The 19,939-nt window shown below is 61.7% G+C and carries 20 protein-coding genes; 9 read left to right on the plus strand and 11 right to left on the minus strand.

Annotated elements, in window-relative coordinates:
- The first annotated feature begins 305 nt into the window (after positions 1-305).
- The 4 genes from BRA42_RS01795 to BRA42_RS01810 all read left to right on the plus strand — a co-directional run bounded on the left by BRA42_RS01795 (position 306) and on the right by BRA42_RS01810 (position 5,841).
- Complete coding sequence (locus BRA42_RS01795; RefSeq protein WP_342770415.1) at positions 306-1,481, plus strand: hypothetical protein; 1,176 nt, start codon at positions 306-308, stop codon at positions 1,479-1,481.
- A gap of 94 nt (positions 1,482-1,575) precedes the next feature.
- Complete coding sequence (locus BRA42_RS01800; protein WP_342770416.1) at positions 1,576-2,547, plus strand: TIGR03885 family FMN-dependent LLM class oxidoreductase; 972 nt, start codon at positions 1,576-1,578, stop codon at positions 2,545-2,547.
- Positions 2,548-2,552: 5 nt separating this feature from the next.
- Complete coding sequence (locus tag BRA42_RS01805) at positions 2,553-4,466, plus strand: glycoside hydrolase family 15 protein (protein ID WP_342770417.1); 1,914 nt, start codon at positions 2,553-2,555, stop codon at positions 4,464-4,466.
- Positions 4,467-4,551: 85 nt separating this feature from the next.
- Positions 4,552-5,841, plus strand: a complete 1,290-nt coding sequence (locus BRA42_RS01810) for a serpin family protein (RefSeq protein ID WP_342770418.1) — start codon at positions 4,552-4,554, stop codon at positions 5,839-5,841.
- A gap of 150 nt (positions 5,842-5,991) precedes the next feature.
- Here BRA42_RS01810 and BRA42_RS01815 read toward each other — a convergent pair whose 3' ends face one another.
- The 3 genes from BRA42_RS01815 to BRA42_RS01825 all read right to left on the minus strand — a co-directional run bounded on the left by BRA42_RS01815 (position 5,992) and on the right by BRA42_RS01825 (position 8,543).
- A complete protein-coding gene (locus tag BRA42_RS01815; RefSeq protein WP_292410787.1) occupies positions 5,992-6,420 on the minus strand; it encodes an ATP-binding cassette domain-containing protein in 429 nt (142 codons plus the stop codon).
- Positions 6,421-6,667: 247 nt separating this feature from the next.
- On the minus strand, positions 6,668-7,426 hold the full coding sequence (locus tag BRA42_RS01820; protein ID WP_292410786.1) for a TrmB family transcriptional regulator: 759 nt from the start codon (positions 7,424-7,426) through the stop codon (positions 6,668-6,670).
- Positions 7,427-7,847: 421 nt separating this feature from the next.
- Positions 7,848-8,543: a helix-turn-helix domain-containing protein gene (locus BRA42_RS01825; RefSeq protein ID WP_292410785.1), complete on the minus strand. Its 696-nt coding sequence runs from the start codon at positions 8,541-8,543 to the stop codon at positions 7,848-7,850.
- A gap of 237 nt (positions 8,544-8,780) precedes the next feature.
- On the opposite strand from BRA42_RS01825, the gene BRA42_RS01830 reads away from it, so the two are divergent.
- From BRA42_RS01830 to BRA42_RS01840, 3 genes are all read left to right on the plus strand, one after another.
- Positions 8,781-9,209 (plus strand): hypothetical protein, encoded by a 429-nt coding sequence (locus BRA42_RS01830; RefSeq protein WP_292410784.1) that lies wholly within the window; start codon positions 8,781-8,783, stop codon positions 9,207-9,209.
- Positions 9,206-11,470, plus strand: coding sequence for an efflux RND transporter permease subunit (locus tag BRA42_RS01835; RefSeq protein ID WP_292410783.1), 2,265 nt, complete (start codon positions 9,206-9,208; stop codon positions 11,468-11,470). The genes BRA42_RS01830 and BRA42_RS01835 overlap by 4 nt, the downstream gene beginning before the upstream one ends.
- Positions 11,471-11,590: 120 nt before the next feature.
- Positions 11,591-12,289 carry a mechanosensitive ion channel family protein gene (locus tag BRA42_RS01840; protein WP_342771325.1) on the plus strand — a complete coding sequence of 233 codons (699 nt, stop codon included), beginning with the start codon at positions 11,591-11,593 and terminating at the stop codon, positions 12,287-12,289.
- Between the two features lie 74 nt (positions 12,290-12,363).
- Here the strand turns inward: BRA42_RS01840 and BRA42_RS01845 are convergent, their stop codons facing one another.
- The 3 genes from BRA42_RS01845 to BRA42_RS01855 all read right to left on the minus strand — a co-directional run bounded on the left by BRA42_RS01845 (position 12,364) and on the right by BRA42_RS01855 (position 15,223).
- A complete protein-coding gene (locus BRA42_RS01845; protein WP_394339240.1) occupies positions 12,364-13,155 on the minus strand; it encodes a 4Fe-4S binding protein in 792 nt (263 codons plus the stop codon).
- A gap of 67 nt (positions 13,156-13,222) precedes the next feature.
- Positions 13,223-14,314 carry an ABC transporter permease gene (locus tag BRA42_RS01850; protein WP_342771323.1) on the minus strand — a complete coding sequence of 364 codons (1,092 nt, stop codon included), beginning with the start codon at positions 14,312-14,314 and terminating at the stop codon, positions 13,223-13,225.
- 3 nt (positions 14,315-14,317) lie between these two features.
- Complete coding sequence (locus BRA42_RS01855; RefSeq protein ID WP_342770471.1) at positions 14,318-15,223, minus strand: ABC transporter ATP-binding protein; 906 nt, start codon at positions 15,221-15,223, stop codon at positions 14,318-14,320.
- Positions 15,224-15,468: 245 nt separating this feature from the next.
- On the opposite strand from BRA42_RS01855, the gene BRA42_RS01860 reads away from it, so the two are divergent.
- Positions 15,469-16,191 (plus strand): hypothetical protein, encoded by a 723-nt coding sequence (locus BRA42_RS01860; protein ID WP_292408238.1) that lies wholly within the window; start codon positions 15,469-15,471, stop codon positions 16,189-16,191.
- A gap of 47 nt (positions 16,192-16,238) precedes the next feature.
- The gene (locus tag BRA42_RS01865; RefSeq protein WP_292408237.1) at positions 16,239-16,928 is read left to right on the plus strand and encodes a winged helix-turn-helix transcriptional regulator; all 690 of its coding nucleotides are present in this window, start codon (positions 16,239-16,241) and stop codon (positions 16,926-16,928) included.
- Between the two features lie 22 nt (positions 16,929-16,950).
- Here the strand turns inward: BRA42_RS01865 and BRA42_RS01870 are convergent, their stop codons facing one another.
- The 5 genes from BRA42_RS01870 to nifS all read right to left on the minus strand — a co-directional run.
- Complete coding sequence (locus tag BRA42_RS01870) at positions 16,951-17,361, minus strand: molybdenum cofactor biosynthesis protein MoaE (protein WP_292408234.1); 411 nt, start codon at positions 17,359-17,361, stop codon at positions 16,951-16,953.
- 12 nt (positions 17,362-17,373) lie between these two features.
- Positions 17,374-17,652: a ubiquitin-like small modifier protein 1 gene (locus BRA42_RS01875; RefSeq protein ID WP_292408232.1), complete on the minus strand. Its 279-nt coding sequence runs from the start codon at positions 17,650-17,652 to the stop codon at positions 17,374-17,376.
- Positions 17,615-18,382 (minus strand): HesA/MoeB/ThiF family protein, encoded by a 768-nt coding sequence (locus tag BRA42_RS01880; protein WP_292408228.1) that lies wholly within the window; start codon positions 18,380-18,382, stop codon positions 17,615-17,617. Before BRA42_RS01880 ends, BRA42_RS01875 begins: the two co-directional genes overlap by 38 nt.
- Complete coding sequence (gene nifU, locus BRA42_RS01885) at positions 18,372-18,776, minus strand: Fe-S cluster assembly scaffold protein NifU (protein ID WP_292408225.1); 405 nt, start codon at positions 18,774-18,776, stop codon at positions 18,372-18,374. Before nifU ends, BRA42_RS01880 begins: the two co-directional genes overlap by 11 nt.
- Positions 18,777-18,781: 5 nt before the next feature.
- The coding region (gene nifS, locus BRA42_RS01890) for a cysteine desulfurase NifS (RefSeq protein WP_342772066.1) at positions 18,782-19,939 on the minus strand (1,158 nt) is incomplete at its 5' end.

The following is a 19,939-nucleotide window of genomic DNA, read 5'->3' on the forward strand; positions in this document are numbered from 1 at the left end:
TTCCGTTCACGGTAGAGCCTCGACCGCGGACCAGAGCGGGGTCCGGATGGTCATCCTTCCCCTCCGAAAGAGCTGCGAGCATAACCGTCATAGACCCAACCTCGCCGCATCCATACACCGATACCTCTAACCAGGTGCAGCCTATGACGTCCGGGGCGATGACGATCTCGTTCTTCGGAACATCGAATCCGTTTGCCGGCAGATCGCATCGGTCCCCCGCGGATCGCCTCGCTCTACGGCTGCACCGCCCTCTGGACGTTCGTCCTCGCGGCGTTCCTCAAAATGCTCCTTGCCCGCGAGATCGGGTGGTATGCAGCCGTGACCGGGAGGTCGCTCCCTCAGGGGTCCGGAGCCTCCCCGGGCCGGAGAACTGGGGCGTCTGGCTCATCGCGCTCCCCCAGACCCTCGTTGCGGCCGCCACCATCACCGGTATGGCGGGAGCCGCGAGTTCTGCCGTCATCCTCGCGCTTCCCGGAGGTTTCACGGCATGGGCGGTCGTACTCCTGCTGATCTCGCTCGTCCTGGTCTTCTTCGGCAGATACCGGGGCGTGGAACGGGCATCCATCGTGATGGCGCTCGCTATCATTACGGCTCTGGTCGCCGCCGCAGGCTACGTCTTCCCCGGCACCGAACCGCTCGCCGCCGGTCTCGTGCCGGTCCTTCCCGAAGGCGCCGTATTCGCCGAACCCCTCCCGTGGCTCGGGTTTCTGATGTCGGGCGCTGCAGGCCTCGTCTGGTACTCTTACTGGCTCACGGCCCGGGGGTATGGTGCCGCCTACTCTCTCACACACGGGCAGGAGGAGGAGACGGTCGTCGAGAAAGGGGATCTGCCGGATCTTACGCACCTCGACCGGATAGAGAGGGAGCACACCCGGGACTGGGTCCGGATCATGACCGTCTCCACGGCCATCGCCTCGGGCATCGTCCTCGCCCTGCTGGTATCGCTCCTCGTCCTGGGTGCGGAACTGCTCCGGCCGCAGGGCCTTCTTCCCGAAGGTCCCGAAGTGACCGCGGTGCTCTCGGTGCTCCTCGGGGATGTCTGGGGGCCGCCGGGAGCCTGGTTGATGATCCTCGCCGCGTTCTTCGCCTTCAGGAGCACCATCGTCACCAACCTCGACGGATGGACGAGAATGCTCGGAGAGGGATCGATCTTCATCGCCCGCCAGGCGAAAGCGGCCGGGGGGTGGATATCGATGCGGTTCTATCGCTTCGTTTACCTGTTCGGGCTGATGGGAGCCCTGCCGCTTCTCCTTATCGTCACAAGACCCGAGCCGGTGACGTTTCTTGCCGTAGCCGGGGTCATCGAGGCGATCCAGATCCCGGTGGTCGCGTTCGCGACGCTCTATCTGAACCGGCAGACGCTCCCGGCGGAGTTCAAACCCTCCCTCCCCGTCGTGATCCTGACCTTTACCGCCGGCGTCTTCTTTGCGGCCTTCTCAGTCTACTATATCGCAACCGAGGCAGCCGTACTCTTCTCCTGAGCGCGAAGGGTGAACAGGCATCACTCTTTTATAGCCGGACGTACAGTCTACCGCCTCTCCGGCCTCATCGACCGGAGCGGAGGCGCACCCTGCCATGAAGCCGAAAGTAACGATCGGGTATCATGCGTCGCACGAACAGTTCTCGCCGGGCATGCTCCTCGGCCTCGCACGAAAGGCCGAAGACGCCGGGTTTGGGGCGCTCCTCTCCTCGGACCACTTCAATCCCTGGACCTCCGCCCAGGGAGAGAGCGGATTTTCGTGGGCCTGGCTCGGCGCCGCCCTGCAGGCGACGTCTCTCCCGGCCGGGGTAGTCTGCACGCCGGGATACCGCTACCACCCGGCTATCGTCGCTCAGGCGGCGGCGACGCTCGCCGGGATGTTTCCCGGGCGGTTCTGGGTCGCCGTCGGAACCGGCCAAGCCCTCAACGAGGGAATCTGTGGAGAAGCCTGGCCCCCGAAATCGGAACGCAATGACCGGCTCTTTGCGTCCGCCACCATCATGCGAAGCCTCTGGGCGGGAGAGACGGTCACGACCGCCGCTCCGGTTCGAACCGTCGAGGCCCGTCTCCACACCCGGCCAACGCAGCCGCCGCTTCTTCTCGGCGCGGCCCTGACGCCCGCGACCGCGGAATGGCTGGGCGGCTGGGCGGACGGCCTCATTACCGTCGCGACGCCGAAAGGCGACCACGCAAAGGTTGCAGGAGCGTTTCGGCACGGCGGGGGCGAAGGAAAACCAATGTACCTTAAGGTGGACCTCTCCTACGCACGAACCGACGAAGAGGCCCGGTCCGGGGCATGGGACCAGTGGCGGGCCAACGTTTACCCGGCGGCGGTGCTCGAGAATCTCCGGACGCCGGGAGAGTTCGAGGCCCTGGAGGACCTCGCCGGGCCCAGGATGGTCTTCGAGAAGATCCGCATCTCCGCGGACCCAAAAGATCACGTCCGGTGGCTCAGGACCGACATCGATCTCGGTTTTACACATCTCTATCTCCACAACGTGAACAGGAACCAGGAAACGTTCATCGAAGACTTCGGGAACGAAGTTCTCCCGGAGATTTTCGGGTGACCCGCATGCGGGAAGAAAGTTACAAACCCATCGCCGATTACGCGGTCATCGGGAACCTCCGCACCGCCGCCCTTGTCGGAACGGACGGTTCGATCGACTGGTGCTGTTTTCCCTACCTCGACCGGACAAGCGTCTTCGCCGCCCTGCTCGATACCCGGCGGGGCGGCAGGTTCCGGGTCTCGACTCCCGGAGCCGGGCGCGGCATGCAGTGGTACGTCGAGAACACCAACGTCTTAAAGACGGAGTTCTCCGATGCAACGGGAACGCTCGTGGTGACCGACCTGATGCCGCTCCTCGGGGATATCGAAGGACGTGCAGGATCGCTCGCCCCGCCCGAACTCTACCGCATCCTTACGTGCGTTCGGGGAAGCGTGGAGACAACGGTGGAGTGGTCTCCCAGGTTCGAGTACGCCCGGGGGACGACGCAGATCTCGCGGATTCCGGACGGCTGGTTTGCAACGGACGGGAGAGACGACATGACGCTCTTCGGCCTCGCCGAGGCGGAGGTGGTCGAGGAGGAGGGCGGGCATACCCTCAGGGCAACCCTTCCGATGCGGGCAGGAGAACGGCACGTCCTGATCGCCCGGTGGGGGACCGAAGACCTGACCTACGTACCGGAGAGGGCCGGCATGCTGGAGGCCCGGACGGTGAAGGCGTGGCGGACGTGGGCACGCAGATGCGAGCCCGTCCGCGCCGGGGAGTGGGCGGGGAGTCTGCTTCCGCTGCTCATCAGGTCCACACTCGTTCTCAAACTACTGACGAATGCGGCGACAGGGGCGATCGCCGCCGCACCGACGACATCCCTCCCTGAGGATATCGGCGGAGTGCGAAACTGGGATTACCGCTTTGCCTGGATCCGGGATTCGGCGATGACGGCGCAGGCGCTCATCGTTCTCGGGCACAAAGCCGAAGCAGTCGACCTCCTTGACTGGATGGAGCGGGTCTCCGCGATGTATGCAAGAGAGGAGCAGGAGCTCCGGATCATGTATGGCATCCACGGGTGGTCCGACCTCCGTGAGGAAGAACTCCCTCATTTCGAGGGCTATCGGGGTTCAAGCCCGGTCAGGATCGGGAACGATGCCGCCGCCCAGATGCAACTCGAGATCTACGGAGAACTCCTCAACACCGCCTACGAGCTCGCTCGACGGGGGTTCGGGCTCTCCGGGCAGGAGAAGGGGTTTCTCGGCAGGATCGCCGACGAGGCGTGCACCCTCTGGCGAGAGCCGGACCACGGTATCTGGGAAGTCAGGAGCGAGCGGCGCCACTATGTCTACTCGAAGGTGATGCTCTGGACGGCGCTCGACCGGGCGGTCCACCTCGCCGACGAGTACGGTCTTTTGGGGGACGGGGAACGGTGGGCGCGAAACGCCGCCGCGATCAGAAGGCAGGTCCTTGAACAGGGCTACGATGCGGAGAGGGGCGCATTCGTTCAGTTCTATGGGTCGCGGGATCTGGATGCGGCCAACCTCCGCATCCCGCTGCTTGAGTTCCTTCCGCCCGACGACGAGCGGGTGGCCGGGACGATCGAGAGGACGATGGACGAACTGATGGAGAACGGCCTTGTCTACCGCTACCGGACGGACGACGGCCTTCCGGGGGAGGAAGGAGCGTTCGGGCTCTGCACCTTCTGGCTCATCGATGTTCTGGCGCTCTCGGGCCGGGTCGGGGAGGCGCGGTCGCTCTTTGAACGGATGGTGGACCGCGCAAACCATGTAGGCCTCTACCCCGAACAGTTCGACCCGGAAACGGACGAATTTCTCGGCAATTTTCCCCAGGCATTCACCCATATTGGACTCATCAACAGCGCCCTCTACCTCGCCTACGCCGAAGGGAGAGCGGTTCCGGAGCACGCGTTGATCGGGACGCCCGAACACCGTGCGGCGCTTGAGGAACGGCGCCCCGGAAGGATGTCGCTCTGAGAGCCGGACCGCCCGGCAGAAGCGAGGCTTCGAAAATTCGTTGTCAACGCTAGGCATAACTATCCGGGGCGCCATACCGCACTCTATGAACAGAAACATTATCTACCTGCTTCTGGCATCTTTCGTCGCGCTCGGCGGCATCGCCGCCGGATGCACCGATACGCCGGGGACGACGTCCGCAGGCTCTGCCCCTCCCACCGGGGAGGAGACGGCGGAAAGCGCCGGCAATGTGACGGCAGGAAACAACCAATTTGCATTCGACCTCTACGACCGGCTCGCAAACGACCCGGCGTATGCGGGCAGGAACCTCTTCTTCTCGCCCTACAGCATCTCGTCGGCCCTTGCAATCACTTACGAGGGCGCCCGCGGAACGACTGCCGACGAGATCCGCTCGGTGCTGCATCTCCCCGAGAACGACACCCTCCGAAGAGAGGAGTTCTCCGCGATCGACGCCGTTCTGAACCGCGCAGACGCGAACTACACCCTCCGCACGGCAAACGCTCTCTGGGCGGAGGAGACGTATTCGTTCCTCCCGGAGTACACAACCGCGGCCGCTCGCTGGTATGGGGCAAACGTCACGAACCTCGACTTCAAGGGTAGCCCCGAGGCGTCGCGGGAGACGATCAACCGGTGGGTGGAGGAGCAAACTGAAGATAAAATCCGCGACCTTCTCCCGGCGGGTTCAATCGACACCATGACCCGGCTCGTGATCACGAACGCGATCTACTTCAAAGGTACCTGGGTCAAGCAGTTCGACGTGAATGAGACGAGAGACGAAGAGTTCAGGGTTGCACCGAACCGAACCGTGACGGTTCCGATGATGCAGCGGACTGACGAAGATGCAATCTATGGGTACGCGGAGACCGACACCTTCCAGGTGCTTGAGATGCCGTATGCGCATGGGAACGGAACCGAACTCTCGATGCTCGTCCTCCTCCCCAAAGACGATAACCTGACGGCTGCGGAAGAGAGCCTCGACGCCAAGGCGCTCACGGACCTGCGGGAGTCGCTGGTTTCTCAGGAGGTCGAGGTCTTCTTCCCGAAGTTCAGGCTTGAGACGGACTACAGCCTCCCGGGAGTTCTTGCGGCGATGGGGATGCCGACGGCGTTCGGTGGTGCCGCCGACTTCTCGGGGATGGACGGCACGAATATGCTCTTCGTCAGCGAGGGCGTCCATAAGGCATTCGTCGACGTGAACGAGGAAGGCACCGAGGCAGCGGCGGCGACCGGGGTCGTCATGGACCTGAAGAGCGCGCCCGTGGGGGATTCCACGCCCGTCTTTAAGGCAGACCACCCGTTCGTCTTTCTTATCGTCGAGGAGGATTCCGGCACGGTCCTCTTCATAGGCAGGGTCACAAACCCGGCGGGCCGGTAAGAGTCGATTCGAGAGAGATCAGAAGGGTGATGGACTTGCCCCCAACCACCCCCACCGGTTTACCACTAGTGCATCGATTCTATATAAACCAGACAACTTTCGCAAGGATAGCACGATATATAGATGCGCTTAATCTGACACCTGTGATATTCAAGTGGTCGTACAAAACGGATCTGAACCCGCCGGAGTGGATATGGTAACTTTATTGAGATCAACTACCCAGTCTCCTTCCCTTATTTCAGAGTAATCGTGTGTGACAATGATGATTATTTTTTCCGATGACAACTCCCTGAGAACATTATATATGGATTTCCGCGACTCTCTGTCTATCGGGCTTGTAACTTCATCTAGAAGAATTATGGGGGAATTCTTTAGGATAGCTCGTGCGAGAGAGATCTTTTGTCTTTCCCCTCCAGAAAGTTCCAAACCGTCTTCACCAACAAATGCACTATAACCATTTGGCAATCCAATTATGAAATCGTGAATCTTTGCTTTTTTAGCAGCACTTATTACATCGCCATTAGACGCATTTAAACGGAGTCGTTTCTCGCGCCCCCTGGGATCTGAGGCGATAATCAAAGGAAAGACCCTAAAACTTTTTGTCTACATTGCGAAAAAGAAACCAAATTTCGCATTTTGCTGAGAGTAGAAACGACTCAAGTAATTAACGTCTGTAGAAGATCACGTAATGGCCCTGCGCGCGGGGCAAATCGAGCAGGGAGCTTGGCTCCAGAGCATGGAGTAGTCACCGCGGGGGTCAAGAGCACTACCAAATGGGATGGACTCTCCTGCTTCGACTGGGCATCAGACAGGTGCCCCGGCCCCCTCACTCCTCTTCAAGCCGTTCGACGACCGTCTTCTGCAGATAGCCGATGATCGGCATATTCGAGCCGAACACTGCATACCGCCCGGACCCCCCGGTCATAATGGTAAAGAAGTCCCGGCTGTCGACAAAGATCGCGCACTCATCCATCCGCACGACATCATCTGCTGCTTCGTCCGTCACCACCTGAGGTTCCAGGAGATCGCTCACGGTTGCTTTTGCCTCGTAGATCGGAAGGTTGATATCAGCACACTCCTCTCTCCTCCGCACAACCACGTAGAGATCGATCTTCCGCTCGAGCGGCTTGATGCTCGTATAGTACTTCCGGAGGAACTCCGGGTTATGGCAGAGGATCACCATGCTCTTCTTCACCCGCCGGAAGAGCGAGAAGATGTGATTCTCGATCGCCCAGCCGCTCCGGAGGATGATGAACGAATCCGGAGGAAGGCGCGGTTTGACCGAAAAACGCTTTAATGCCTCGCGAGTCTCGTCAAGAGACTTGATGTAATCGTTTTTGAGCCGATCAAAGACGACATCGATGTCAAGCACGTAGTAAGAGGCCGGAGACCCCTCTTCAATACCGATGAACCCCCGCCGTGCAAGGTCGTTTAAGATCTCGTAAATCCGCCCCCGGGGGACTCTGCTGATCTCGTGGATGCTTCGAGCGGTCGCTTTCTGCAGTCCGACAAGCGTGGAGTAGACGTTCGCTTCATACTCGTTCATTCCGAGAGTCCGAAGACCGGCGACTATTTCGGCAGTCATTGCAACTAGGTTTAGTTGCAACAAACTTATGGCTTGCGGCGAGAGAGATAGATCAGCGAGCGAGAGACTCTCTCCTCGTGAAAGACCGTCCTCCGGGCGGCAGCGCCTGATCCAGATACCGAAAACCGGCTCCACGCTGAAAAAGCCGGGACACCGGGCCGGACATTCCCACCTTCGAGGAAGGCTCTGCCGGAAGGACGGATAAGTACAGCATGCAACGAGCGATACCACCTGAACCCGATATACCCCGGTATATCACCTTCCAGAATCCGGGAGATTCATCATCAACTGCCCGGGGACGTCTCCGGTGGCAACGGCGGCCGACTCAGACGTGGCGGAGTCGCCGCCCGAACCGCGGCCCGTCCCGAACGCTTTCTCTGAAAACAGGGATATTCTACCGGGAGCGAACAACAACCCCGCGTCAGTAACCGGCGAGGAGCGTGGAGATGAGCCGCACCTCTGCCTTTCGCAGGTGCTCGATTGCGGTGGCTTTGCTGATCCCAAGTTTTTCGGCCAGCTCCTGACCGGAGATCCTGCGGGGGTACTCGTAGTAGCCGTACCGTTTCGCTGCGATCAGCAGGTCTCGCTGCCTCGCGGTGAGGCGAGAGAGCGGATCGTTCCCGGAGAAGGAGGCCTCTTCGAAGATGACGTTCCGGACCTCTCCGTAGGTGGCCATAAGGTGGAGAACTTTATTCAGGTTCGCATTATCGCCGATGCAGGTGTAGACGCTCAGGTCCCGGGACTTGCGCATGGGGGCGATCCAGATGACGGCAAGGTCGAACTCACGCATCTTCTGCAGCAGGAACTTGTCGCAGACGGCAAGCTGTATAAAACAGGTGTAAGTCCTCCCGTTGGCCTTGAGCACCTCGATGGACCCTAAAAGCCCCGGGAACTCGATATCAGCGAAGGTGTATCCTGCTTTCATCGTGATCTCTCCCACCGCCGTCACCTCTCCCCGTTCAAAGTCCATTTTGATCAGCTCGGTGAGGTTTATGGACTCGATCTTCTCCGTGAACTGTTCCACCGCCTGGTGAAGCTCCCGGGAATCGGTGGGTATCATCATCAACGGGTCCTTCAACGGGTCCTTCGGGAACACCTCGACGATCATCTTCCGCATACTCTGCGTGGGGCGCCGTATCTCATATAAATACCGTACATGTACGGGAAAATATTGAATCCCGGAGCTCCCCATTACTGATGTATGGGAACGAACAGAAAAAATCGATTGCAGAGACTTCGGGCCCGGGCGCGTTATTCAATGCCGACAGCTCCCGCCCCGGGTTGCAATAGGTTCATATTCGGTCCCATCGAGACATTATCTCCATTATATCAGCCACTTACAGCGAGGAGAGACGTGAACAGCACAACTGCCTGCAACACCGGGTCCTGCGGGGGGCCCGATGGCCCTTCGTGCACTGTCCCGGCGCACAAAGAAACATCCCGCAATGAACCGCCCGTTGAGGAGACCGATCAGGTCTGGATCGAGGCCGGATTCCTCCCGCCGGCAGGCTACCGGCAGGCCGTAGCCCTGCTCCACCGGCTTGCCATGAATGGGGAACCTGTAGCGCCCCTGCTCTCGCACGCTCTTACGGCGGCGCCGGAGATACTCAGCGGGCCGGAACACGACCAGAATTACCGGGTCCTCAACCCCGCAAAGCTCCGGCGCACGGCCGAGGAGTTCGGCATCGATCTCACCGACAGGAACAATACGGAGATCGCCCGCGCGGTGACACTCGCGATCATCGGTGAGTACGGGGTAAAGAAGCCGGAGGATCATATATGAAAAACCCATACGAATGGCTTTCAAACACCATCAATAACCACACCTGGGCCGTCTTTGGGGTCGTCGTGGCCGTCTTCGTCCTGGCGCTCTACGGGCTCACGATGGTCTCGATGGAGACCGGCGACGATACTTATATCGATAAGACCACCCCGCGCGGCGCGCTCCTCGCCCACTACAAGGATACCTACGGCTCCGACGCGATCATGCTCATCTACGAGGCGGACAGCGTCAGGAACCCCGACGTCTTAAGATATATCGATGACCTCCAGGAAGACCTCAGGAACGAACGCTACGTCGCCGGGGTCTCAGGCGTCGTTGATCTCCTGAAACAGGCGAATGACGGCACTTTGCCGTCGTCCAAAGCAGAGATCGACGGGATCATCGGGCAGGCCCCGCCGGAGCTCGTCGAACGGATGCTGCCCTCGGACCTCATGACGATCAGCGTCATCAACCTGGAGCCGGGCGTCTCCACGCAGGTTCAGGAGCAGGTCCTCGGGAATATCGAGACCGTCATCAGCATATCGGAACCCCCGCCGGGCCTTTCGGTCACGGTATCCGGAAACCCGGCGTTCTCGAAGGAGATGGGCGACGCGATGGGGGCTGAGATGGGCACGCTGATCCTCGTGGCCATGATCTTCATGACCATCGCGGTGATGCTCCTCTTCTCCCACGTCCGCTACCGTCTCCTCCCCGTCGGCGTCGTGGCCGTCGGGCTCATCCTGACCTTCGGGATCATGGGTCTCTCAGGTATCCCGGTCAGCATGGTGGTGATCGGGGCGTTCCCGGTACTCATCGGGATCGGGATCGACTACGCGATCCAGTTCCAGGCCAGGTTCGACGAGGAGAGCCGGCACTCCCCTCTCCCGGAGGCCGTATGGACCACCATCGTCAAATCGGGCCCGTCGATCCTGATCGCGATGACGGCGACGGCGCTCGGGTTCATCGCGATGTTCTTCTCCCCGGTGCCGATGGTAGCCGACTTCGGGCAGGTCTGCGCCATAGGAGTAGCCTCCTGTTATATTGCGGCGCTCATCATCGTCCCGGTCTTTGGAACCCTCACGAACTATCAACCCAAGACAAAGACCGATATATCCAACCCCACTCCCGGATCGAAGCGGTCGTTCGTTGAGCGGTATGAGCACGCCATCGGGAAGATGGCCTATACCATCGCAAAACACCCGCTCCCCGTTCTCCTGATCTTCGGCGTGGTTGCGGTAGGCGGTTACTACCTCGACGAGAAAGTCCCCATCAGCGCAGACGAGAAGACCTTCGTTCCCGACGATATGCCTACCCTTCTGAACCTGGAGAAGATCACCCGGACGATGGGATCGACGAGCACCATCCCGGTCGTCGTGACCGCGGACAACGTCCGGAGCCCGGAGACGCTCGCCTGGATCGACCGGTTCGGGACGTATGAACTCGAGCACAACGACAAGATGACCGGGGTGACGAGTATCGCCACCCTGATCCGGGACTACAACGGGGGAGTCCTGCCCGAAACGAGTGCGGAGATCGATGCGGCCCTCGCCCGGGTCCCGGAGGAGACGCTGAAGAGTTACCTCAACGGGAACATGGAGGCGGTGCTCGAGTTTTCGACGGTCTCGATGGAGATGGACGCTCAAAAGTCCTTTATCGAGGGGATACAGAGCGACATAGCGTGGAATGATCCTCCCGCCGGCGTGACGGTGAAAATCACCGGCACCTCGGAGATGTTCGTCGCCCTCATGGACGAGATCGCCGAGTCCAAGACGTTCATGACCATCCTCGGGTTCGCCTTCATCCTCGCCTTCCTGATCCTCGTCTATCGGAGAGTCGGCGCCGCGTCCCCGCTCATCCCGATCGCCTTCGTCGTAGGCTGGTGCGGGGCGATCATGTACTTCCTCGGCCTCGACTACACACCGCTGACCGCCGTCCTCGGGTCGATGAGCATCGGCGTGGCCTCGGAATACACCATCGTGATCATGGAGCGGTGCGAGGAGGAACTGGCGAAGGGCATAGGCTACCTCGACGCCATCCAGCATGCGGTGCAGAAGATCGGGATGGCCATCACGGTATCCGGGGTGGCGACGATCTCCGGGTTTGCGGCGCTCACCGTCTCGACCTTCAACATCATCAGCAACTTCGGGCTCGTGACGGTCATCACCGTCGGGTTCTCGCTCGTGGGCGCGATCATCGCCCTGCCGGCGGTGCTCTCGATCATGTACCGCCATGCGGGGAGCACCCGGGCCCCGACCCCGGCGACGACCGGGATCGTGGACTGAATTCCGTCCGCATTGCCAAAACAGCAGGGGTTCGGCTGCCGGAGCCCCTGCAGTCCGGGGAAGCGGCAGGCACATTAAAGTTTATATAGTACCTGCCATATCCCTTCCCCGTGGTGTACTATGGCAACTGGAGACCTCACGGCGCAAGCATTGGCGCCATTTGCGCCGGTTGAAGAACTGGCACGTAATGTTATTCTGTTTCTGCCCAACCTCCTAGCAGCGATCGTCATCCTCATCATCGGCTGGATTCTCGGGCGTATCCTCGGAAGGGTCGTCGCCGAAGTCCTCGACCGGATCGGGGTAGACGACGCTCTGCGGAAAACATCGATCGGTCAGCAGATTGAACGGTCCACAACGAACATAAGCAGGCTCTTCGACCTCATCGTCCGCTGGTTCATCTACCTCATCGCGATCCTCGCGGCAGTCAGCGTTCTCCAGATCCAGGCCCTGTCTGCGGCAGTCGCGGCCATCGTGGCCTTTATCCCGAACATCGCTGCGTTCATCATCATCCTCGTCGGCGGGTTCATCCTGATCGACTGGCTCATGGACCGCTTCCAGGACTTTGGAGCGGGACAGGATGTCCAGTTCTTCGGCGCGGTCACAACATTCCTGCGAGTGTTTCTCTACTTCGTCGTCGTCATCCTTGCGCTTCAGCAGCTCCTGCTCGACCTCTCGATCATCTATGTCTTCGTCGTCCCGCTCGCCTGGGGCGTTGCGCTCGGGATCGGTGCGGCGATAGCCATCATCGTCGGGTTCGGCCTCCGGGACCGGGCGCCGGAGATGATGAACCAGTTGATGGGCAGGATGAAGAAGGAGTAACCCTTTTTTTCGGTCGGCGGGATTTCCAGGCCCGGGGTTTCCGGAGTAAAACCCGGGCCGGCCCGCAAAGGAAGTCAAAGCCCGCCGAATTTCTGTACGTGCTCCCGGGCCCGGCGGCGCCGGTCTCTCTCACCGGGAGAGGCGGCCGTCCGGCCGTAGTGCCGTCGATCCTCTCCCACCGGGCAGACCCCGATGCAGATGCCGCAGGGGGAGACGTGGCGCCGGGCGAGCCGGGCGCTGTTGTCGGTGCAGGCCGCTTTATCGGTGAGGCCTTCGGGATAGTCCCGCTCATCGAGCGCGCCCGCCGGGCAGGCGCGGACACACCGCATGCACCGGGTGCAGAGGTCCTCCGGGAAGAGGGGATCGGCCGGAAGGACCGCGGCGGTAAGGACCGACCCGAACCGGACCCGGGGACCGTACTCCGGCGTCAGGAGGGTGTTGTTCACGCCGAAGGTCCCGAGCCCCGCGAGGAGAGCCGCATGGCGGTGCGAGAAGAAGGCGACCGGGTTCTTCTGGAGCACCTCAATGCTCTCGTAGCCGTCCCGGGGGACGAAGACCGAGGGATGGCCCTCGTCATTGAGGAAGGACGCGAGCCGGTAGGTGTACTGGTCGAGGAGGGTGTTGACGGTCTTATACAGTTCGTGGTAGTAGTTCGAGGGGGAGGTCTCGAGCACCGGGAGGTGGACGGGAAGACCGATGACGATCACCGACCGCGCTTCCGGGAAGATCGACTGCGGGTAGAACTCCTCCGGCATCCAGGGCAAAAAAGGCGGGCTCTCCCACCGGTCCGTGCTCGCGACCCCGACGAGCGGGATCTCCATCCTCCGGCACCGGCGAAGGACGGCTGCCTTCAGGTCGTCGTTCATCATAACGGATCTTTCTAGGTGCGACCAGAAAAAAGTTCGGGGGTATACCGGAGAGTCCTCGCCCGTCTTACCTGATGTCCAGGCGCATGAAGCGTGAATACGCAAGTCCGAAGAAGACCGCGGGGAACGCGATCAGAGCAAGGACATTCATGCCCACCCCGGCAACCCCGGATGCCGGGTCCACCGAGCCCGCATCGCCGATCAGGACGCTGCCGCCGCCGTTCTGCATTACGGTGGTCACGGTCATACTCGCGGAGACCCGGCCGAAGATGCCGAGGATCGCCTCGTAGTTCAGCGAAGGAGAAAGGAGGCTCAGGAGATCGTTCACGGCGCCCCGCCGCTCCTCGTACTCGCGGCGGGCCTCCCGAAACTGCTGCCACTCCGCGCTCTCCGTATCGATGGCGCGGACCGCCACCTCCATTTTCTCATCTCCGGTAGATTGTATATCGGGGAGGTAGGCCGACGTGGGTAACTCCGGGGGTTCGCCGATAACGGTCTCCATCACCGCATCGTTCGTGGCAACCGGCACAAGCATCGTGAAGGCGACAAAGACGATGAGGCTGTAGATCAGTGCGGTCCCGCTGTTTTTGGCGACGGTCGACATCAGGAGGGCGACACTGAAGTAGGTCAGGATCATGAGGGCCGTAACCGCTCCGAAGACCAGAATGAGCGAAAATTCCGTTGGATCCGGGACGATCCCGAAGATAAGGAGAGCAGCGAAGGCGACCGCAAGCACGGCGCCGAGCGGAAGGAGAAGGGCGGCGGCGCTCCCGAGAGCCTTTCCGTTGATCACCTCGTCCCGGTAGATCGGATGCGAGAGAAGCTGCTTCAACGATTTACTCTCTTTCTCCTTCGTGATCAGGTCGAAACCGAGGGCAATGCCCAGGATGGCGCCGAGAACACTCATCTGGGCCCCGATGGAGACGAAGATCGAGAGTATCGAGGGCCTCTCCGACATGAAGCCCGGCCCCTCTTCAGATCCGGCCACGCTCAGTCTCTCATTGTACTCGTCCAGGTCCTCCCGATAATCGCTGAGGCCCCCGATAAGCCCGACCGTGCAGATGAGGACCAGGATCCCGGCGATCAGGAGGAAATTTTTACTGCAGAGATGATCGGTGAACTCCTTTGCGGCGATCGGGATCAGCCCGCAGGATTTCATGCTTTACACCTCCCGGTAGTAGGGGAGAACGACGCTTTCAAGCGACGGCTGCCTTTCAGCAAGCCGCAGAAGCCGGACCCCGCGGCCGACGAGGAATGCGGCTATCTCGTCCCCGAGGTCTCGTTCCGCCACAACAAGCGCTTCTCTCCGGGGCGCATCGTAGGATACGCACAGGACCCCGGGAACGGCCAGGTCGGGCATGGGGTCCCGGGTCTCCACGCAGAGCGTGACCGTCCCTCCCTCCTGCTTCTGCAGGAGGTCTCCGGGAGTGCCCATGGCGACGAGCCTCCCCCGGGCAAGGACCCCGACGGAGGTGCAGATCTGGTCTACTTCGGGGAGGATGTGAGAGGAGATGAGGATAGTCCTGCCATCCGCCGCAGCATCGCGGAGGATACGCCTGAAGTCGGCGACGCCGGGCGGATCAAGGTTGGCCGTCGGCTCGTCCAGGACGAGGACGGCCGGATCGTTCAGCAGGGCCCCGGCAAGCCCGAGCCTCTGCCGCATCCCCTTTGAGAACGCCCCGACCTGCTGCGTCGCCCCGTCGAGGCCGACAAGCGCGAGCAGTTCCTCTATCCGCTGTTTTCGCTCTGCAGGCTTCATTCCGTAGAGCTGCGCGAAGAAATCGAGGTTTCGGGCGGCCGTGAGATCGGCGTAGAACCCGACATCCTCGGGCATGTAGCCGATCCGGTGCTTCACCCGGATCGGCTCGGTTACGATGTCTTCCCCGTCGATGAGGCATCTCCCGCCGGTCGGCTCGATCAGCCCGACCAGCATGAGGATCGTGGTGCTCTTTCCCGCTCCGTTCGGCCCGATCAGGCCGAAGATCTCACCCTGCGGGACCTGGAAGGTCAGGTCGTCGACGACACGACGACCGCTGTATTCTTTCATCAGATGTTCAAACCGGATCATATCCGTCTCCTCGGTTGCACTTTGCGGCCGGACGTTCGGACATCCGCATATCGGTCGAAGCACCCGGCACTACGGTGTTCAACGGCGAGGAGAATAGGGATTGTCGCACAATCTTCTACCGTTTCCGGGACACGTTGAGGATTGTGCGAATAGAATCATATTGTCGACCGATTTTACGGCCGCCGGGCGCATGTGTAGAGGATCATGCCAGAGATCTTATCATTGCAAGCATTCCACTAATACGTATGGACCTGCGCGTGCTCCCGCTGCTCTGCGTGCTGGCCTGTCTTGCCGCGCCCATCTTTGCGTACACCCTCCCGGACGAACCGGTCCGGTCGTTCGGGTTCGTCGGGTATATCGTGCCGGCGACGTACCCAGAAGCCGGCGCCGTCTCCATCATGGAGGCGGAGGAGAGTGCCGTAACGATCCGTCTCGAAGACATCGGGGCAGAGGTCCCGGAGGACGAAGCCAGCGGGGACGTTCTCCAGACCATTTCTCCGGCGTATTATACACTCAGCGGCAAGATCCAGAGCGTGAATTTCCTCCAGACGTTTCCGTCGGTGGAGGTGGTGGTTCTGGAGAAACCTGCAAATTTCTTTATCGTCAGGAAGGTGGAGGAACCGACCGGTTTGACGAAGACCTACAGCGGCCGTTCCGGGGAAGACCACGGCAAGCATACCCTTGCCCCCGATGAGAAGCGCTACTTCTCGACGCCGGTTCGGGAAGGGGTTACGCACCACTGGATCGATATCCGCTGGGACGCGTCGGCCGGGGACCTCATGCTGTACGTCTATCCTCCGGACGGCTGTCTCGGCCCGTATACCGACAGCGATGACGGAGAAAGCGACGGGCGGATCTTCCTCGATGTCTCCTCGTCCGAAGGGCTGACACCGGGAGCCTGGTACTACGAGATCGCCTGCGCCCGGGGAAACGGAACGATCGAGTTCTCATTTGAGACGTATACGTAAAGGACGCGAAGAAGATTATGCAGGGAATCAAAGTTCTTGTTTTCAGCATGATCCTGCTCCTGCTCATCGCATCTCCCGCCGGGGCAAAGACGTATGAGGCGGCCGGCGGCTACGAAAACCCTCCGCCGGAAGGAGCGGAGATGGCCGAACCGGTGGAGGTGGAGTTCTGGGAACTTCCCGTCTGGCTCATCCTCATGCAGATCGCCTGCATGCCTCTCGAACTCCTCGCGTCGCTCAAGATCTGGGGATACCTCGGGTACTGCCGGGTGAAACGCGAGGACCTGCTCGACAACGCTCTCCGCGACCGGATCTTCTCCTGCATCCGGGATCATCCGGGGATACACCTGCACGCCATCGCCCGGGAGACGGGGATACGCCTGGGTACGCTCCGCTACCACCTGAGCGTCCTCCAGAGAAGCCATATGATCGTATTCGTGGAATCGGAGGGCATGACCTGCTTCTTCAAAAACGACGGCACCTACTCCGGGCTGCAGCAGCGGCTGCTGGTTCACCTGCACCGGGAGGTGCCGCACGAGATCCTGAGATTGCTGCTCAGCCGCCCGTCGCAAACCCGAAACGAACTGGCCGGGAGCCTGGGAGTGGCGGGGCCGACGGTCACGTGGCACATGAAGCGCCTTATGCGCGACCGTCTCGTCTCCTCCGAAAAAGACGGGAGATGCGTCCGATATCGCATCCCCTGTGAAATTGCGCCTGAAGTTGGAAAATGGCTGAGTTGAAGGCCGGGAAGACGGAGGTGTTCTATCGCCCGGGGGCCTCCCCCTGCACCCATCGTTCGCCCTCCCGGTAAAACTCCTTCTTCCAGATAGGGACGGTCTGCTTGAGCCGGTCGATGATATACTCGCTGGCAGCGAACGCCTCTTTCCGGTGCCCGGCTCCGACGATGACGAGGAGAATGGTCTCGCCGACCAAAAGAGAGCCCACGCGGTGGACGATATCCACCGACTCGATTGCATAATCCCGCATCGCCGTATCGCGGATCGCCTCCAGTTCACGGACCGCGACGTCCTCATAGGCTTCCAGCTCCATCCGCTCAACCCCGCCGTCGTCCCTGACGACGCCGCAGAAAGTGACCAGGGCTCCCATGCCCGGCCTCTTCGCCGCCTCAATCATCGCGCCTGTGTCGATGACGTCCCGGGTAATACTTATCATACGTTATGCCTCCTATCCGCCCGCCACCGGCGGGAAGATGGCGACCTCATCTCCGTCCGCAAGGACAAGCGTATCGAGGTCGTCTCTCTTCACCCGTATTCCGTTTTGCATCAGAACCACGTGCGTCCGGAGCGCTCCGGCCTCATCGAACATGAGCCCTTCTTCGCCTCCGGCACGGTCCCGGAGCGCGGCGAGAAGCGCTGTCATCGCCGATCCCTCGGGGAGTTCCACGACCGGATCGCTCCCGAGAGCCTCACGGAACCGGGCGAATGCCTTCACCTGTACCTTCATAATCACACCCCACGCCGCAGGCGGGACAGTCCGGCCGCCGCTCTACGGCATACGTCTCAAGCGTCGTCGCGAGGCCGTCCCAGACGAGGAGCCGGTTCGTAAGAAGGTCCTCCCTGCCGAGGAGATACTTGATCGCCTCGTTTGCCTGGATCGTGCCGATAACCCCCGGCGTCACCCCGACGACCGGGAAGACCTCGGCAGGCGGAGCCTCCGGGAAGATGCACTCGAGGCAGGCCGTCCGGCCCGGAATGATGGTCGTCGCCTGCCCGTCGAACCCCCGGACGGCGCCGTGCAGCAGGGGAACGCCCGACCGGAGCGCCTGCCGGTTCAGGAGGTAGCGGGTCGGAAAATTGTCCATCGCGTCCACGATCAGGTCGGCGGCGCCCACGAGGTCCCGGACGTTCGCCTCATCAATGGTCGCCGCAAAGGCCTTGATGCGGATATCCGGGTTTGCTGCCCTGAGTTTTGCTTCGGCGGACCGGGCCTTCAGTTCGCCGATGTCGCTCTCCCGGTGGAGGACCTGCCGGTTCAGGTTGGTCCGGTCCACGGTGTCCCGGTCCGCGATGCGGATCTCCCCGACACCGGCGACGGCGAGGTAGAGGGCGATCGGGCAGCCGAGACCCCCCGCACCGGCGATGAAGACCTTCGCCTTCTTCAGCCGCTCCTGCCCCTCATCGCCGAAGAGGAGGATCTGCCGGGCGTAGCGCTCACGTTCCCGCTCAAGGAGCATGCTGCGATCCGTCCCCCATCGGCGGCATCCCGTGCCGTGTCCGGTAGTCGTCGATCGCCTTATGGATTCCCTCTTCGGCGAGGACCGAACAGTGGAGTTTCTGGGGAGGCAGCCCCTCCAGCGCTTCGGCAACCGCCCGGTTGGTGACCGACCATGCCTCGTCGAGGGTCTTGCCCTTGATGAGTTCGGTGACCATCGAACTCGATGCAATGGCGGCGGCGCACCCGAAGGTCTTGAACTTTGCATCCACGATCCGATCCCCTTCTATCCGGAGGGTGATCCGCATGATGTCGCCGCAGACCGGGTTTCCGACCTCGCCGACGCCGTCCGCATCCGGGATCTCCCCCATGTTCCGGGGGTTCGTGAAATGGTCCATGACTTGTTTGCTGTACATCGCAATCACTCGTTTCGTTTGGGGGTGAGCGGCGACATCTGTCTGAGGCGCTCGATCACCCCGGGAAGGACCGAGAGGACGTAATCGACGTCGTCCTCCGTGTTCCGGGAGCCGAGGGTGAGCCGGAGCGAGCCGTGCGCCTGCTCGGGGGGGAGGCCGCAGGCCGTGAGGACGTGCGAGGGCTCAAGCGACGCCGAGGTGCAGGCGCTCCCCGTCGAGGCGGCAACACCGAGCGCGTCGAGCGAGAGCAGGATCGACTCGCCCTCCACGTAGCGGAACGCGACGTTCACGTTGTTCGGGAGTCTCTCGACCGGGTGGCCGTTTAACCGGGTGTCCGGGATCGTATCCAGGAGCCCCCGGATCAGCCGGTCCCGCATTGCGCGAAGTCGAGCGGCGTGCCCCTCAATATCTGCGGTCGCAAGTTCGATTGCCCGCCCGAGCCCGACGATCCCGGGGACGTTCTCGGTCCCGGCCCGGTGGCCGCGTTCCTGCGCGCCGCCGTCCATGAACGTCCCGATCCGGGTTTTCTTCCGGATATAGAGCGCTCCCGTTCCCTTCGGGCCGCCGAACTTGTGCGCCGAGAGAGAGAGGAGGTCGGCCCCTGTAGCCTCCACATTCACCGGAAGGGCGCCGATCGCCTGGACGGCGTCGGTGTGGAACGGGACCCTGTGGTCGTGCGCGATCTCCGCTATCGCCCGGACCGGCTGGATCGTCCCGATCTCGTTATTTGCGGTCATCACCGAGATGAGGACGGTTTTGTCGGTGATCGCCTCCTCGACGACTCCCGGGTCCACCCGGCCGAACTCGTCGACAGGGAGGTAGGTCACCCGCCAGCCCTGCTTCTCGAGGCTCTGGCAGGTGTGGATGACGGCGTGGTGCTCGATCGCGGAGGTGATGATGTGGTCGCCCTTTTTCCGGTTCGCAGTCGCCACGCCTTTGAACGCCCAGTTGTCGGCCTCCGTTCCCCCGGAGGTGAAGAAGACCTCCTCCGGCTTCGCGCCGATCGCCGCCGCCACCCGGCCCCGCGCTTCTTCCACCGCCTCCTTCGCCTCCCGGGCGACAGCATAGAGCGACGAAGGGTTCCCGAACCGCTCCGTGAAGTAGGGGAGCATCGCCTCGACGACCTCCGGCCGCGTCGGCGTCGTCGCCGCATGGTCCATGTA

The sequence above is a fragment of the Methanoculleus sp. UBA374 genome (assembly GCA_002508705.1).
Classification (GTDB): Archaea; Halobacteriota; Methanomicrobia; order Methanomicrobiales; family Methanoculleaceae; genus Methanoculleus; species Methanoculleus palmolei.

Bases quoted from the DNA above. Each gene is read 5' to 3' on its own strand.
- BRA42_RS01840 (WP_342771325.1), top strand. From the start codon at position 11,591: ATGGCAACTGGAGACCTCACGGCGCAAGCATTGGCGCCATTTGCGCCG.
- BRA42_RS01820 (WP_292410786.1), bottom strand. From the start codon at position 7,426: ATGACTGCCGAAATAGTCGCCGGTCTTCGGACTCTCGGAATGAACGAG.
- BRA42_RS01860 (WP_292408238.1), top strand. From the start codon at position 15,469: ATGGACCTGCGCGTGCTCCCGCTGCTCTGCGTGCTGGCCTGTCTTGCC.
- nifU (WP_292408225.1), bottom strand. From the start codon at position 18,776: ATGTACAGCAAACAAGTCATGGACCATTTCACGAACCCCCGGAACATG.
- BRA42_RS01835 (WP_292410783.1), top strand. From the start codon at position 9,206: ATGAAAAACCCATACGAATGGCTTTCAAACACCATCAATAACCACACC.
- BRA42_RS01800 (WP_342770416.1), top strand. From the start codon at position 1,576: ATGAAGCCGAAAGTAACGATCGGGTATCATGCGTCGCACGAACAGTTC.
- BRA42_RS01850 (WP_342771323.1), bottom strand. From the start codon at position 14,314: ATGAAATCCTGCGGGCTGATCCCGATCGCCGCAAAGGAGTTCACCGAT.
- BRA42_RS01845 (WP_394339240.1), bottom strand. From the start codon at position 13,155: ATGAACGACGACCTGAAGGCAGCCGTCCTTCGCCGGTGCCGGAGGATG.
- BRA42_RS01855 (WP_342770471.1), bottom strand. From the start codon at position 15,223: ATGATCCGGTTTGAACATCTGATGAAAGAATACAGCGGTCGTCGTGTC.
- BRA42_RS01810 (WP_342770418.1), top strand. From the start codon at position 4,552: ATGAACAGAAACATTATCTACCTGCTTCTGGCATCTTTCGTCGCGCTC.
- BRA42_RS01865 (WP_292408237.1), top strand. From the start codon at position 16,239: ATGATCCTGCTCCTGCTCATCGCATCTCCCGCCGGGGCAAAGACGTAT.
- BRA42_RS01870 (WP_292408234.1), bottom strand. From the start codon at position 17,361: ATGATAAGTATTACCCGGGACGTCATCGACACAGGCGCGATGATTGAG.
- BRA42_RS01880 (WP_292408228.1), bottom strand. From the start codon at position 18,382: ATGCTCCTTGAGCGGGAACGTGAGCGCTACGCCCGGCAGATCCTCCTC.
- BRA42_RS01825 (WP_292410785.1), bottom strand. From the start codon at position 8,543: ATGCGGAAGATGATCGTCGAGGTGTTCCCGAAGGACCCGTTGAAGGAC.
- BRA42_RS01805 (WP_342770417.1), top strand. From the start codon at position 2,553: ATGCGGGAAGAAAGTTACAAACCCATCGCCGATTACGCGGTCATCGGG.
- BRA42_RS01875 (WP_292408232.1), bottom strand. From the start codon at position 17,652: ATGAAGGTACAGGTGAAGGCATTCGCCCGGTTCCGTGAGGCTCTCGGG.